This window comes from Citrobacter sp. Cpo045 (assembly GCF_030332875.1).
Taxonomy (GTDB): Bacteria; Pseudomonadota; Gammaproteobacteria; order Enterobacterales; family Enterobacteriaceae; genus Citrobacter; species Citrobacter portucalensis.
Window position 1 is genome coordinate 831,827 of record NZ_JAOWGZ010000103.1, and the last position, 15,861, is coordinate 847,687.

12 protein-coding genes are annotated in these 15,861 nt (G+C 51.1%); 7 read left to right on the forward strand and 5 right to left on the reverse strand.

Going from position 1 to position 15,861, the window contains the following annotated elements; translation table 11 throughout:
• Window positions 1–179: 179 nt before the first annotated feature.
• The 4 genes from purM to ppx all read left to right on the forward strand — a co-directional run bounded on the left by purM (window position 180) and on the right by ppx (window position 5,684).
• Window positions 180–1,217, forward strand: coding sequence for a phosphoribosylformylglycinamidine cyclo-ligase (gene purM / locus OGY13_RS19985; RefSeq protein WP_213752117.1), 1,038 nt, complete (start codon window positions 180–182; stop codon window positions 1,215–1,217).
• On the forward strand, window positions 1,214–1,855 hold the full coding sequence (purN, locus tag OGY13_RS19990) for a phosphoribosylglycinamide formyltransferase (protein ID WP_008785442.1): 642 nt from the start codon (window positions 1,214–1,216) through the stop codon (window positions 1,853–1,855). The genes purM and purN overlap by 4 nt, the downstream gene beginning before the upstream one ends.
• 216 nt (window positions 1,856–2,071) lie before the next feature.
• Entirely contained in the window at window positions 2,072–4,138 is a 2,067-nt protein-coding gene (ppk1, locus tag OGY13_RS19995) for a polyphosphate kinase 1 (protein ID WP_032944192.1), read from the forward strand.
• A 4-nt stretch (window positions 4,139–4,142) separates the two neighbouring features.
• Entirely contained in the window at window positions 4,143–5,684 is a 1,542-nt protein-coding gene (ppx, locus tag OGY13_RS20000; RefSeq protein ID WP_032944195.1) for an exopolyphosphatase, read from the forward strand.
• Here ppx and OGY13_RS20005 read toward each other — a convergent pair.
• Window positions 5,664–7,934 carry a bifunctional diguanylate cyclase/phosphodiesterase gene (locus tag OGY13_RS20005; protein WP_071446835.1) on the reverse strand — a complete coding sequence of 757 codons (2,271 nt, stop codon included), beginning with the start codon at window positions 7,932–7,934 and terminating at the stop codon, window positions 5,664–5,666. The two genes, ppx and OGY13_RS20005, sit on opposite strands and share 21 nt — an antisense overlap.
• Before the next feature lie 350 nt (window positions 7,935–8,284).
• Between OGY13_RS20005 and OGY13_RS20010 the strand changes: the two genes are divergently transcribed.
• Together OGY13_RS20010 and mscS are read left to right on the forward strand one after the other, a co-directional pair.
• The gene (locus OGY13_RS20010; RefSeq protein WP_008785446.1) at window positions 8,285–8,488 is read left to right on the forward strand and encodes a YfgG family protein; all 204 of its coding nucleotides are present in this window, start codon (window positions 8,285–8,287) and stop codon (window positions 8,486–8,488) included.
• A gap of 365 nt (window positions 8,489–8,853) precedes the next feature.
• Window positions 8,854–9,732, forward strand: a complete 879-nt coding sequence (gene mscS / locus OGY13_RS20015) for a small-conductance mechanosensitive channel MscS (RefSeq protein ID WP_008785447.1) — start codon at window positions 8,854–8,856, stop codon at window positions 9,730–9,732.
• Between the two features lie 121 nt (window positions 9,733–9,853).
• On the opposite strand, the gene guaA is transcribed toward mscS, so the two are convergent.
• Both guaA and guaB read right to left on the reverse strand, forming a co-directional pair.
• Window positions 9,854–11,431, reverse strand: coding sequence for a glutamine-hydrolyzing GMP synthase (gene guaA / locus OGY13_RS20020; RefSeq protein ID WP_003037760.1), 1,578 nt, complete (start codon window positions 11,429–11,431; stop codon window positions 9,854–9,856).
• A 63-nt stretch (window positions 11,432–11,494) separates the two neighbouring features.
• Window positions 11,495–12,961 (reverse strand): IMP dehydrogenase, encoded by a 1,467-nt coding sequence (gene guaB, locus OGY13_RS20025; RefSeq protein WP_003037756.1) that lies wholly within the window; start codon window positions 12,959–12,961, stop codon window positions 11,495–11,497.
• A gap of 160 nt (window positions 12,962–13,121) precedes the next feature.
• Here guaB and xseA point away from each other — a divergent pair, with 160 nt between their 5' ends.
• Window positions 13,122–14,495: an exodeoxyribonuclease VII large subunit gene (gene xseA, locus OGY13_RS20030; protein WP_213752118.1), complete on the forward strand. Its 1,374-nt coding sequence runs from the start codon at window positions 13,122–13,124 to the stop codon at window positions 14,493–14,495.
• Here xseA and OGY13_RS20035 read toward each other — a convergent pair.
• Window positions 14,492–14,707 carry a zinc ribbon domain-containing protein gene (locus OGY13_RS20035; protein ID WP_003835160.1) on the reverse strand — a complete coding sequence of 72 codons (216 nt, stop codon included), beginning with the start codon at window positions 14,705–14,707 and terminating at the stop codon, window positions 14,492–14,494. The two genes, xseA and OGY13_RS20035, sit on opposite strands and share 4 nt — an antisense overlap.
• Before the next feature lie 52 nt (window positions 14,708–14,759).
• Window positions 14,760–15,842, reverse strand: a complete 1,083-nt coding sequence (locus OGY13_RS20040) for a Gfo/Idh/MocA family oxidoreductase (RefSeq protein WP_213752134.1) — start codon at window positions 15,840–15,842, stop codon at window positions 14,760–14,762.
• Window positions 15,843–15,861: the final 19 nt, after the last annotated feature.

A 15,861-nucleotide genomic window follows, 5' to 3' on the forward strand; every position in this document is an offset into this window, starting at 1 on the left:
GACTGTACCCGGTTTCATTTTCGTGGCGCAGCTCAAACAAATGGATAAATGATTGTAAAATGCTGAAAAAACCAGCAGATAAAACTTGATGCAGAGCAGGCTCGCAAACGTTTGCTTTCCCTGTTAGAATTGCGCCGAATTTAACTTTTACTGCAAGTAAACATGTGGGGAAGCAGGCAGTGACCGATAAAACCTCTCTTAGCTACAAAGATGCCGGTGTTGATATTGATGCAGGTAATGCTCTGGTTGATCGAATCAAAGGCGTAGTAAAGAAAACTCGTCGTCCGGAAGTTATGGGTGGTCTGGGTGGCTTCGGTGCGCTGTGCGCATTGCCGCAAAAATATCGTGAACCGGTACTGGTTTCCGGCACTGATGGCGTTGGTACAAAACTGCGTCTGGCGATGGATCTGAAACGCCACGACACTATCGGCATTGACCTCGTCGCAATGTGCGTCAACGACCTCGTGGTTCAGGGCGCTGAGCCACTGTTCTTCCTCGACTACTATGCGACCGGCAAACTGGATGTGGACACCGCAGCCAGCGTCATTAACGGGATTGCCGAAGGCTGCCTGCAGTCTGGCTGTGCGCTGGTCGGTGGGGAAACAGCTGAAATGCCGGGGATGTACCACGGCGAAGATTACGACGTGGCAGGTTTCTGCGTTGGCGTCGTCGAAAAGTCAGAGATTATCGACGGTTCAAAAGTGGCTGACGGTGACGTACTGATTGCGCTCGGCTCCAGCGGCCCGCACTCCAACGGCTACTCTCTGGTGCGTAAAATTGTAGAAGTCAGCGGTTGTGACCCAGAAACCACCGAGCTTGAAGGCAAGCCGCTGGCCGATCACTTACTGTCCCCTACCCGCATTTACGTGAAATCCATTCTGGAACTGATCGAGAAGGTTGATGTGCACGCCATTGCCCACCTGACCGGCGGCGGCTTCTGGGAAAATATTCCACGCGTTCTGCCAGACAACACGCAGGCAGTGATCGACGAATCTTCATGGCAGTGGCCAGCCGTCTTCAACTGGCTGCAAACGGCGGGTAACGTCAGCCAGCATGAGATGTATCGCACCTTTAACTGCGGTGTAGGTATGGTTATCGCCCTGCCAGCTCCGGAAGTGGACAAAGCCCTTGCTTTGCTCAATGAGAAAGGTGAAAACGCATGGAAAATCGGTATCATCAAAGCTTCTGATTCCGAACAGCGTGTGGTCATTGAATGAAAAACATTGTGGTGCTCATTTCCGGCAACGGAAGCAATTTGCAGGCGATAATCGACGCCTGCGAACAGAAAAAAATCAATGGCACCATACGTGCAGTATTCAGTAACAAGGCCGATGCGTTCGGCCTTGAGCGCGCACGCGAAGCGAATATTCCGGCACACTCGCTGGAAGCCGCCCAGTTTGCCAGTCGCGAAGCATTCGACCGCCAACTGATACAAGAGATTGACGCCTATGCACCCGATGTCGTGGTGCTGGCCGGTTATATGCGTATCCTCAGCCCGGCGTTTGTCGCTCACTATGCTGAACGATTGCTGAATATCCACCCGTCTTTATTGCCGAAGTATCCCGGCCTGCATACGCACCGCCAGGTACTGGAAAACGGCGATGAAGAACATGGTACCTCAGTCCATTTCGTGACGGATGAGTTGGACGGCGGACCGGTCATTCTCCAGGCCAAAGTCCCAGTATTTGAAGGCGACAGCGAAGATGACGTCACGGCACGGGTTCAGGCTCAGGAACATACCATTTACCCGCTGGTGGTAAGCTGGTTTATCGACGGTCGCCTGAAGATGCGTGATAACGCTGCATGGCTGGATGGCGTTCGTTTGCCTCCACAAGGCTACGCCGCCGACGAATAATAAAAAAACCAACCTGTAAGCCGAATGTCACCATCCGGCTTACAGGCATAACTACCTTTTCCGGTTAATACCACCGGTATTCATCTACGCTCCCCCTTTCTCTTTGCTATCAGACGGTTTATTGTCATATTTTTCTGGCACAGTTGGACATCTGAGAGCAATGCTCGCCATAATAAATCGGTAGTGTCCCGTGAATGAAACGGAGTAAAAGTGGTAATGGGTCAGGAAAAGCTATACATCGAGAAAGAACTCAGCTGGTTAGCGTTCAACGAACGTGTACTCCAGGAAGCTGCTGATAAGTCAAACCCGTTGATCGAACGGATGCGTTTCTTAGGTATCTATTCCAATAATCTCGACGAGTTTTATAAGGTTCGTTTTGCCGAACTGAAGCGCCGAATCATTATTAGCGAAGAACAGGGTTCAAACTCTCACTCCCGCCATTTGTTAGGCAAAATCCAGGCCCGCGTATTAAAAGCCGATCAGGAATTTGACGGCCTGTACAACGAGTTGCTGTTGGAAATGGCGCGCAATCAGATTTTCTTAATCAACGAACGCCAGTTGTCGGTCAATCAGCAAAGCTGGTTGCGTCATTACTTCAAGCAATATCTTCGCCAGCACATCACGCCGATCTTGATTAACCGCGAGACGGATTTAGTCCAGTTTTTGAAAGATGACTACACCTATCTGGCGGTAGAAATTATCCGTGGTGATACGATCCGCTACGCGCTGCTGGAAATCCCTTCCGACAAGGTTCCCCGTTTTGTGAATCTGCCGCCGGAAACCCCGCGCCGTCGCAAACCGATGATCCTGCTGGACAACATCTTACGTTACTGCCTTGACGACATTTTCAAAGGGTTCTTTGACTACGACGCACTGAACGCCTATTCGATGAAAATGACCCGTGACGCCGAATACGATTTGGTGCACGAGATGGAATCGAGCCTGATGGAGCTGATGTCATCCAGCCTGAAACAGCGTCTGACCGCAGAACCTGTACGTTTTGTCTATCAGCGTGACATGCCCAATGCACTGGTCGAAGTACTGCGTGAAAAACTGACGATTTCTCGCTACGACTCGATTGTTCCCGGCGGACGTTACCATAACTTCAAAGACTTTATTAACTTCCCTAACGTTGGCAAAGCTAACCTGGTGAACAAACCGCTGCCACGTCTGCGCCATATCTGGTTCGACAACGAGAAATTTCGTAACGGCTTTGACGCCGTTCGTGAACGCGACGTGCTGCTGTATTACCCCTATCACACCTTTGAGCACGTTCTTGAACTACTGCGCCAGGCCTCTTTCGACCCGAGCGTGCTGGCTATAAAGATCAACATCTACCGTGTGGCAAAAGATTCACGCATCATAGATTCAATGATCCATGCCGCGCACAACGGTAAGAAAGTCACCGTGGTGGTGGAATTGCAGGCCCGCTTCGATGAAGAAGCCAATATCCATTGGGCCAAGCGTCTTACCGAAGCAGGCGTTCACGTCATCTTCTCCGCGCCAGGCCTGAAAATTCACGCCAAACTGTTCCTTATCTCACGTAAAGAAGGTGATGAAGTCGTGCGCTATGCGCATATCGGGACGGGGAACTTTAACGAAAAAACGGCACGCCTGTATACCGACTACTCGTTGCTAACTGCCGATTCGCGCATTACCAACGAAGTGCGTCGGGTGTTTAACTTCATCGAGAACCCGTATCGCCCGGTGACGTTCGATTATCTGCTGGTTTCCCCGCAGAACTCACGCCGTCTGCTGTACGCGATGATCGACAAAGAAATCGCCAACGCGCAGCAAGGACTGCCTTCCGGCATTACGCTAAAACTAAATAACCTGGTCGATAAAGGTCTGGTTGACCGCCTCTATGCGGCCTCAAGCTCTGGTGTGCCGGTCAATTTGTTGATTCGTGGTATGTGTTCTTTGATTCCGAATCTGGAAGGTATCAGCGACAATATTCGCGTTATCAGCATCGTTGATCGCTATCTTGAACATGACCGGGTCTATATCTTCGAGAACGGAGGTGACAAGCAGGTGTATCTCTCCTCCGCTGACTGGATGACAAGAAACATCGACTATCGTATCGAAGTTGCCACACCGCTTCTTGACCCGCGCCTTAAGCAACGCGTGCTGGATATTATCGATATCCTGTTCAGCGACACGGTGAAAGCCCGCTTTATTGATAAAGAACTGAGTAATCGCTACGTACCGCGCGGAAACCGCCGTAAGGTTCAGTCACAATTGGCGATTTACGATTACATCAAATCACTCGAGCAACCTGACTAAAGATATGCCAATACACGACAAGACTCCACGACCGCAGGAATTTGCTGCGGTCGACCTTGGTTCAAACAGTTTCCATATGGTCATTGCCCGCGTGGTTGATGGCGCAATGCAAATTATTGGGCGACTGAAACAACGCGTACATCTGGCGGATGGCCTCGGCGAAGATAACAAGCTGAGCGAAGAGGCCATGGAGCGCGGGCTAAGCTGTTTATCACTGTTCGCCGAACGTTTGCAGGGGTTTCCTCCATCAAGCGTATGTATCGTGGGAACCCATACTTTGCGTCAGGCACTGAATGCGACTGATTTTCTCAAGCGAGCGGAAAAAGTCATCCCCTACCCAATTGAGATTATTTCCGGCAACGAAGAAGCCCGATTGATCTTTATGGGCGTTGAACATACGCAGCCGGAAAAAGGTCGCAAGCTGGTTATCGATATCGGCGGCGGCTCAACAGAACTGGTGATCGGAGAAGATTTCGAGCCTAAACTGGTCGAAAGCCGCCGTATGGGTTGCGTCAGCTTTGCCCAGATGTATTTCCCGCGCGGTGTAATTAACCGCGAAAACTTCCAGCGTGCCCGCATGGCGGCTGCGCAAAAGCTCGAAACCTTAACCTGGCAGTTTCGCATTCAGGGCTGGAACGTTGCGCTGGGCGCATCGGGCACCATTAAAGCAGCCCATGAAGTGCTGCTGGAGATGGGTGAAAAAGACGGTTTTATCACCCCCGAACGTCTGGACAAGCTGACATCTGAAGTGTTGAAGCACGCGTCATTTGATGCGCTCAGCTTGCCGGGGTTGTCAGAAGAAAGAAAAGCAGTGTTTGTACCCGGACTCGCGATTCTGTGCGGCGTTTTTGACGCGTTAGCTATTCGCGAACTTCGCCTTTCTGATGGTGCGTTACGTGAAGGCGTGCTGTACGAGATGGAAGGCCGTTTTCGCCACCAGGACGTTCGCAGCCGTACCGCCAGCAGCCTGGCGAACCAGTACAACATTGACAGCGAACAGGCCCGGCGCGTACTAGAAACGACGATGCAAATGTACGACCAGTGGCATACGCAGCAGCCAAAGCTGGCCAATCCCCAACTGGAAGCGTTACTGCGTTGGGCAGCAATGCTGCATGAGGTTGGGCTGAACATCAACCACAGCGGTCTGCATCGCCACTCTGCGTATATCTTACAAAACAGCGATCTGCCTGGTTTCAATCAGGAACAACAGCTGATGATGGCAACATTAGTTCGTTATCATCGCAAAGCGATTAAGCTCGACGACTTGCCCCGCTTTACGCTGTTTAAGAAGAAACAGTTTCTGCCGTTAATTCAGCTGCTGCGCCTGGGCGTGCTGTTGAATAATCAGCGTCAGGCGACCACCACACCGCCGACTTTGACCCTGATAACCGACGACAGCCACTGGACCTTACGCTTCCCGCATGACTGGTTTAGCCAAAATGCGCTGGTGCTGCTCGATCTGGAGAAAGAGCAGCAATACTGGGAAGCCGTAACAGGCTGGCGACTCAAAATTGAAGAAGAGAGCTCACCCGATATCGCCGCATAAGATCTCAGCAGGTGTCAGTTCATCTGGCACCTGCTTTTCCAGCGTTTCATTCAACGGCAGTGGCTCACCAATCAGATACCCCTGCATGTAATCAATCCCCAGCGAAATCACCGCACTGCGTATTTCTTCGCTTTCGACGTACTCCGCAACCACCAGCATTCTTTTCATCCGCGCAAGATGGCAAATAGAGGCCACGATTTGGTAGTCGAGGCTGTTCGAAACAATATTGCGAATAAAGCTACCGTCAATTTTCAGGATATCGGCATTCACATTTTTCAGCCGCGCATAGCTGGCATACCCAGTACCAAAATCATCAATCGCAATCTGACAGCCCAGTGATTGCAGCTGCAGCAACGTTGCCTGTGCCTGTTCCGCATTGGTCAAGGCATTGCTTTCCGTCACTTCAAAGATAAGTTGCCATGCTTCAACCTTGTACTTATTCAGTAACTGATTGATGTCATTAGGAAGTCGCGCGCGACATACTGAGGTGGGTGATAAGTTGATAGCAAACCGGTGGGCGGGCATTTTTTCCCGATTCTGCGCCATAAATTTCAACGTATTTTCAATCACCCACAGATCGATACGGGATGACAAACCAAACTCATGGGCTACCGGCAAGAAGTTATCAGGGGCAATAGTTTCACCGTCATCCCCCTCAAGCCGCAGGAGGATTTCGTGATAAACGTCGCCACGCACGCCAAAAATCGGCTGCGCCTTCAGGAAAAAGCGATTGTTCTCCAGCGCCTGCTGAATACGGTTCATCATCGCAACTTTATCTTTCAGGTCGCGTTGCAGGTGCATCACACCACGCCGCTGCAAATTCTCTGGAGAATTGGTTGCCAGCGATAATTCGGCAATGGTACTTAACTCTCCCAGCAACAAATAGATATGGTTAACAGGAGAACGGACATAGCAAAAGCTGATCCCAACCTGCGGTTGCAAAGGCATTCCGTCCCAAACAAAACGAAACTGCTTGATATGCCTGTCCAGTGCTTCAATGCGTTCCTGGTGTAGCTCAGTGTTAAAACGCAGGATTAAATCATTACCTGACAATTGATAGACATGCTCATCCTGTTCAAGCAACGGTGTTATCCACTGAGCCAGTTTTTGCTTGTACTGGATACGCAGCATAATGCCGTAATTTTTCACCAGCAGCTCCATGCCCGGAACACCCAAAAAGCAAAGCACTGACCATGGCGCGTTTTTCAAATCCCGGTTCAAAGCGCGCAAATTCGGAATATGCACCATAGGGTCAAAGAAGGCCAGGCGATGGTTGCGCCGGGTAACAAAACGTTGACGCGTTGCCAGGACAGCAATGAAATTCACAATGAAGGAAAAAACCAGATAACTTGATGAGGTAATGGCAAGCTGCGTATCGTAACCCGAATACCATGGCATATAGCGCTGATAATAATGAATTGCGGTAATAAGTACGACCGCCCATATCACCGAAATAAATCTATAACCGTAACGCATTGCCCCCCACAGCATGACGGGAAGTAACAGTGACAAGGTATAATTCGTGCTGAATATTGAGCTTTGTTCATTGAGCGGCATACACAACATTGCCATTAGCACAGTCAATATAATCAACCAGACCGCAAACTCTGTTTTAGTCACTTTGGTATCAAACTGCTGCTTTAACTGAGAAAAATAGCCTCTCAGATGCAAGGGGTTGCGAATTGTTCGAATGATGAAATAACACAGCGGCACACCTACAAGATTCCCCGCGAGTATGGACTGATAGTTGATCAATGTGCCTGTATTGAAGGGCATAACGCCCACCATGCCGGATTTGCTTTCATAAACACCCACAAATGCAGCAAACTGGAAGAGTATCAGAAACAGCGTTGCCGGGCAGAAGACCTGCCAGAACATACGCTGAAACATCAGGTGAGAATCCCCGTGGGAAACGTTGTTTCGTCGGGGAGAAAATACTTTATATCCTCCCCAGCTAAGCACGATTGTAACTATAAAGTGCGAAATTATTGAAAGTGTTTCAAATAACCCGACCTGCGGATATTTGTACCAGATAATGGAAATGATAATACCTGGCAATGCCGCCCAGCCAAAAAAAAGCATCAGGCTAATCATCAGCGCTAACGGCAGGTAGAAAAGAATTACGGTCCCCGTACTAATATGGGCATAGGTGGTGGCAGTGCTCAATATAGGCAACAACAAAGAAGGTAAGATGAGAGGTAATGCCCACCATCTATCTCTAATACCAATATAATTTTTATTGAGTTTCATAGATGCTCAGTAGAATCCCACACATCCTGTAGGGGGTATTCAGACAGGCATCCCACCTGACCTTAAAACGATAAAGTAAAATACATCACAATGATTCATCGATTTTAGTTGTCAGCAAAGTGTGATGCTTGATACATATCAAAAAACATCCCCCTCATTCATCAATTATTACTCTTTTCATTATTTTTTATCGTTAATACATTATTCATGCAAATAATAATATTAATTTCCATAACATAAGAAGATAAAACAACTGAAGCAATTTTACATAAGGAAGAATTGACCATTCCCTCACAGTGTGCCTTAATATGAGTATCGCCCTCAGTTGGGTACACTACAAGGAACCTTTTGTGAGCCAGGTTACCAGCCTACGCAAACGACACCGATTTAACAGTCGCATGATCCGGATCGTACTGCTTATCAGCTTTCTCTTCTTCTTCGGACGCTTCGTCTACTCCGCCATTGGTGCGTGGCATCACCACCAGGACAAAAAAGAATCTCAGCAGACCACTCAGCCACAACAGACAGCTCCTGCACAAACCGACGAACATTGATCGCTCGCGCCTGTGATACCCCCAGCATTAAGATTCCTTACCGGATGGCTAATCGCCTGACATTTAACCATCCGGTAAGGGATTTGAGTGATGAAACTTTACACCCCCCTCCCCCTCTCTCGCTTAATTATCAGATAATCGACCGTATTTTTCGCACAAATGCACAATCTTTTCATCCCACTTCACCGCACCATTCGCGCTGATTTTTACGTTACGATTTAACGGACATAAAAAGACAAACAGTGCTCAAATAAACGCTAATTAATATCACCAGCAAATATCACTGACGCAAGCATTTATATTTCGCATGAAAATTAAATAGTTATTTGAATTGTTATCATTTTTAAATACTACAGGGTAATACCATGAGTGGTTTTTTATTATTCCCGAAAATAAGAAGCGGCCTTGAGTGGATCGCCGGGCACAGCGATGCTGTCATTCAATTCGGCTGGAATATCGTTGCCGCCGTGATCTTATTGTTTATCGGTAAATTTATCGCTCGTCTGCTCTCTCGTGGGCTGGAAAAGTTACTGCTTAAACGTAAAGTCGACAGAACGATCATTCAGTTCTTCACCGCGCTGGTACGTTACATTACCCTCGCCTTTTCCGTCGTCGCCGCATTAGGTCGCATCGGTATTGAAACATCCTCCATTATTGCCGTCATCGGTGCCGCCGGACTAGCCATTGGCCTCGCGCTACAAAGCTCGCTTTCCAACTTTGCCGCTGGCGTGCTGTTGGTTTCCCTGCGGCCTTTTCGCGCCGGAGAAGTAGTGCAGATTGGTGCAGTCACCGGAACAGTAGAAAAGGTGCACATCTTCTCCACCACCCTGCTAACCGCGGACAGCAAAGAAGTGGTTATTCCAAACGGTAAGATCATCGCTGACAACATCATTAACTATTCCCGTCACCCTTTTCGTCGTATCGATCTGGTGATTGGTGTGGGTTATCAGAGTCGGATTGCAGAGGTTAAACAAGTTATTAATCACATTATCGAGCAGGACAGCCGCATCGATAAGCAACGTGGGGTAACCGTTCGTCTGGGCGAACTGGGCGCTTCAGCGTTGAATTTTTACGTGCGCGTATGGGTGCCCAATATCGAATACTGGAACACCTATTACGATCTGCTGGAAAACATTAAAGAGGCGCTGGACGCCAACCATATTGACCTGCCCTATCCGCAGATGGATGTGCGTATTCAGAATGTCGCACCTCAGCAACAGCCACAGCTGCAACTGGTCGATTAGCGTACTTTCCTGCAGAACATGCGCCTGAAGTATTTGCTGAAATGCGCGCAATAAAAAACCCTCTGTAAACAGAGGGCTTTTTGCATATTACCGGTTCAAAAACCGCTAACGGAAAGGGATATTATTCCCACTCAATGGTAGCTGGCGGCTTACCGCTGATGTCATACACCACGCGGGAAATACCGTTCACTTCGTTGATAATGCGGTTAGAGACACGGCCTAAGAAGTCATACGGCAGGTGTGCCCAGTGCGCGGTCATAAAGTCGATGGTTTCGACCGCACGCAGGGAAACAACCCAGTCGTACTTGCGGCCATCGCCCATCACACCAACGGAACGAACCGGCAGGAACACGGTGAACGCCTGGCTTACCTTGTTGTACAGGTCAGCTTTGTGCAGCTCTTCAATGAAGATAGCATCCGCGCGACGCAGCAGGTCGCAGTACTCTTTCTTCACTTCGCCAAGCACACGCACGCCCAGACCCGGTCCCGGGAACGGGTGACGATACAGCATGTCGTACGGCAGGCCCAGCTCCAGACCAATCTTACGCACTTCGTCTTTGAACAGCTCACGCAGCGGCTCAACCAGACCCATTTTCATCTCTTTCGGCAAACCGCCCACGTTGTGGTGAGATTTGATAACGTGCGCTTTACCGGTGGCAGATGCCGCGGATTCGATCACGTCCGGGTAGATGGTGCCCTGCGCCAGCCACTTCACGTCTTCCAGCTTCAGCGCTTCTTCATCGAATACTTCCACGAATACGCGGCCAATGATTTTACGTTTAGCTTCTGGGTCGTTCTCGCCTTTCAGCGCGTCCAGGAAACGCTGCTCGCCTTCCACGTGAACGATGTTCAGCCCAAAGTGGTCGCCGAACATATCCATCACCTGCTGAGCTTCGTTGAGACGCAGCAGACCATTGTCAACGAACACGCAGGTCAGGTTTTTGCCGATTGCACGGTGCAGCAACATCGCGGTGACGGAAGAGTCAACGCCGCCGGACAGACCGAGGATAACTTTATCATTGCCAACCTGCTCACGAATGCGGGCAACGGCGTCATCGATAATTTTTGCCGGCGTCCACAGCGCTTCACACTGGCAGATGTCGCGCACAAAACGCTCCAGCATGCGCATACCCTGACGGGTGTGGGTAACTTCCGGGTGGAACTGCACGCCGTAGAAGCGTTTTTCTTCGTGCGCCATGATAGCGAACGGGCAGCTGTCGGTGCTGGCAACGGTCACGAAACCTTCCGGAATGGCGGTCACTTTGTCGCCGTGGCTCATCCACACGTCAAGCAGCGGTTTGCCGTCTGCGGTCAGGGAGTCTTCAATACCGCGGACAAGCGCGCTGTCGGTCTGAACTTCAACCTGCGCATAGCCGAATTCACGTTCGTTAGAACCTTCAACATGGCCACCGAGCTGCATTGCCATGGTCTGCATGCCGTAGCACACGCCGAACACCGGCACGCCCGCATTGAAAACGTATTCCGGCGCACGCGGGCTGTTTTCTTCGGTGGTACTTTCCGGACCACCGGAAAGAATGATACCGCTTGGGTTGAATTCGCGAATTTGTGCTTCCGTAACATCCCATGCCCACAGTTCACAGTAGACGCCCAGTTCACGTACGCGACGTGCAACCAGCTGAGTGTACTGCGAGCCGAAATCGAGGATGAGAATGCGATGTTTATGAATATTGTCTGTCATTGACGCTAATTCCGAGGCAAGTGAAACAAATTCGCCCGGCATATAGCCGGGCGCGGAAACTTATCAGGAGCCCATGCGGTAGTTAGGGGACTCTTTGGTGATGGTCACATCGTGAACGTGACTTTCCTGAATACCCGCACCGCTGATGCGTACAAACTCTGCTTTCGTTCGCAGCGCGTCGATAGTACCACAGCCGGTCAGACCCATACAGGAGCGCAGGCCGCCCATCTGCTGGTGAATAATCTCTTTCAGGCGACCTTTATAGGCAACGCGACCTTCGATACCTTCCGGGACCAGTTTGTCAGCAGCGTTATCGCTCTGGAAGTAACGGTCAGAAGACCCTTTGGACATCGCGCCCAGAGAACCCATACCGCGGTAAGATTTGTAAGAACGGCCCTGGTACAGTTCGATTTCGCCCGGGGATTCTTCAGTACCCGCCAGCATGGAGCCAACCATCACTGCGGCAGCACCAGCAGCAATCGCTTTAGCGATGTCGCCGGAGAAACGAATACCGCCGTCGGCGATAACCGGAATACCGGTGCCTTCCAGCGCTTCAACGGCATCAGAAACGGCAGTGATCTGCGGAACACCGACGCCGGTCACGATACGGGTAGTACAGATGGAGCCAGGGCCGATACCCACTTTAACTGCGCTGCAGCCAGCTTCAGCCAGCGCGCGAGCACCTGCGCCCGTAGCAACGTTACCGCCGATGATCTGCAGGTCAGGATATTTAGCGCGAGTTTCACGAATACGCTGCAGAACGCCTTCAGAGTGGCCGTGAGAGGAGTCAATCAGCAGAACGTCTACGCCAGCGGCAACCAGCGCGTCTACACGCTCTTCGTTACCTGCGCCAGCACCTACCGCTGCACCAACGCGCAGACGACCATGCTCGTCTTTACAGGCGTTAGGTTTACGTTCTGCTTTCTGGAAATCTTTTACGGTGATCATGCCGAGCAGGTGGAAGCTGTCATCAACAACCAGCGCTTTCTCAACGCGTTTTTCGTGCATTTTGGCAAAAACGACATCGCGCGCTTCGCCTTCACGAACGGTCACCAGACGCTCTTTTGGCGTCATATATACGCTAACCGGCTGGTTCAGGTCTGTCACAAAACGCACGTCACGGCCGGTGATGATGCCGACCAGTTCGTTATCTTCAGTCACTACCGGGTAGCCAGCAAAGCCGTTACGCTCGGTCAGTTCTTTCACTTCGCGCAGAGTAGTGGTTGGCAGTACGGTCTGTGGGTCAGTTACCACGCCAGATTCATGTTTCTTCACGCGGCGAACTTCTTCAGCCTGGCGCTCGATGGACATGTTTTTGTGGATAAAACCGATGCCGCCTTCCTGGGCCAGGGCAATTGCCAGGCGCGCTTCCGTCACGGTGTCCATTGCTGCGGAGAGCATAGGAATGTTCAGGCGAATGGTTTTCGTCAACTGGGTGCTGAGGTCAGCAGTATTCGGCAGAACGGTAGAATGAGCGGGAACGAGGAGGACGTCGTCAAACGTCAGGGCTTCTTTTGCGATACGTAGCATGGGCAATATCTCACCTGGGAGGTTATTAAATATTGCCGCGGCATTATACAGAGCGTAACCGATTGCATCCACACTTTTTTGCAAAAAAACCTTGCGCTCCTCTGTGAGCATGTTACTTTCGACTGAATAACTTGCTGATTTAGAATTTGATCCCGCTCACATGTTATCCTCTCAGACCACCTCAATTTTTACCGTAAGCCGCCTAAATCAGACGGTTCGTTTGCTGCTTGAGCAGGAAATGGGACAAGTTTGGATCAGCGGTGAAATCTCGAATTTCACTCAGCCGTCCTCCGGTCACTGGTATTTCACGCTCAAAGATGACACCGCCCAGGTACGCTGCGCGATGTTTCGCAACAGCAATCGACGGGTAACGTTCCGCCCGCAGCACGGTCAGCAGGTCCTGGTACGCGCCAACATTACGTTGTACGAACCGCGTGGCGACTATCAGATAATTGTTGAGAGCATGCAGCCAGCTGGTGAAGGCTTGTTGCAGCAAAAATATGAGCAACTCAAGGCCAAACTGCAGGCTGAAGGGCTATTCGATCAGCAGTTCAAAAAATCACTACCCTCTCCGGCTCACTGCGTTGGGGTCATTACCTCGAAAACCGGGGCTGCGCTGCACGACATTCTCCACGTGCTGAAGCGCCGTGACCCATCCCTGCCCGTTATTATCTACCCGACCGCGGTCCAGGGCGACGATGCGCCAGGACAGATCGTTCGCGCCATTGAGCTGGCGAACGCGCGGGGCGAGTGCGATGTGCTTATCGTCGGGCGCGGCGGCGGTTCTCTGGAAGATTTGTGGAGTTTTAACGACGAACGCGTTGCACGGGCAATCTTTGCCAGCCACATTCCTGTGGTTAGCGCCGTCGGCCACGAAACAGATGTCACTATTGCCGATTTTATTGCAGATTTACGGGCGCCTACGCCATCAGCAGCTGCGGAAATTGTCAGCCGCAATCAACTGGAACTGCTGCGTCAAATTCAGCATGGCCAGCAGCGTCTGGAGATGGCGATGGACTACTACATCGCCAACCGTACTCGTCGCTTTACCCAGCTTCATCACCGTTTGCAACAGCAACATCCGCAACTGCGTCTGGCCCGTCAGCAGACCGTGCTGGAGCGGCTGCGTCAGCGGATGAATTTCGCTCTTGAGAATAAGATTAAGCAGGCCAATCAGCGCCAACAGCGCGTAAGCCAACGCCTGAGCCAGCAAAACCCACTGCCGCGAATTTATCGGGCGCAAACCCGTATTCAGCAACTGGAGTACCGTCTGGCAGAAAATATCCGCGCGCGTTTAAGCGCACAGCGAGAACGCTTCGGTAATGTGGTGACGCACCTTGAAGCGGTGAGTCCTCTCTCGACGCTCGCTCGCGGCTATAGCGTCACTACCGCGACCGACGGCAAAGTGCTGAAGCAGACCAAACAGGTAAAAACCGGTGATGTGCTCACTACCCGCCTGTCAGACGGCTGGGTAGAGAGCGAAGTGAAAGGCGTAACGACGGCAAAGAAAACGCGTAAGAAAAAGCCAGATTAAACCGGCACAAACTCCACACGTTTCTTCGAGATCAGACCATGGCCATTCTGACAGAAGTAATCCACCGCACCGCAGGCTTTTAACACCTGGAGTGGCTGATGGCACTCCGGGCAGCGCGCTTCTAACGGAATATCTTTTTTACAGTTTTCACAGTGTGCCACACCGTTTTGTGGTTCCAGTTCTGCATGACAATCCGGGCAGGTCATCGACATGGTGACTCCTTTAAATGGCGTTCAATTCTGCGCTAATTTTACCATGATACGCTTAGTGTGAACCACGCAACTGTTGCTGTAGGATCAGTAATCGTTCTACCTCCCCCAGCCTGCGCTGCGTCGTGCGGCTCACCTCCTGCGGGCTGCGTTCAAACAGATTTTGCGTCCCCAGAATATGTTCCGCCAGACAATGGGCATAAATCGTACCAGGCAGACACCAGCGTTGCACAACATCACCGTCAATCAATTCGAGCACATCGTCGGCACCCCGTCGGTCGTAGCTGATGATACGCCCATCACGCAGATAAAGGCGCAGACCTTTTTGTCCACCAGCCGGCCCCGCGTATTTATTCAGCCAGATATCCAACGGTACACCGCTAATCAGCCCTTGCAGATGCGCCTCTCCTTCAGCCGTGGTCAGGTCACCCTGGATGATGTTACGTCCCAGACGGTCTTTAGCGCTCTTCACCTGCAGGGTCATGCTGTCATTACCGCCCAGGTAACGCACTGTTTCACGCAGCATGGCCAGTACGTGTGTGCCAATGTCCAGAATCACACCGTCCGGGTGGCGAAGCTCACGCGTATCTGGCTCACCAGTGGCAAAGTTGAGCGCGATCGGCTCTCCTGTAGCGTTATATCCGCTCGGCTCCTGCAAAAAACCGTCGATTTTAACAACGTCTGAAAAGTGAGAGACAAGTGCCTGTTGTGGGTTATCGCCCTGCCACTGCGCACCGAGTTTTCCCAATGCCAGCTGCATTGCGCCATTACGCGCCATCCAGTGGTCGAGCGCCAGCACATGGTCGGCAGCGTCGGGTTGCTCCAGCAGCGTTTTCAGTTTTTTAATTTGGGAAAGCGTGGCAACAATCGGTTTTTCAACCACGATTCGTGCGATGGGAGCGGCCAGCGCCTGTTCAAGCACATCGAGATGATGCAGAGAAGCGGTGGTGATAAACAGGGTATCAAGCGGTGTTGCAAGAAGTTCAGCGAGCGATGCACAGCGTGTCACACCAGCGGGCTGTTTTGCGGGTTGCACGTCAAATCCCACACAGCACAGGGAATCACCGTAAAGTTTACGCAATGCGGGCAAGTATGCCGTTTCAACGACTGCGCCAAGCCCAACAAACCCTAACAGCATGTTCTCACCTCGTAAATGA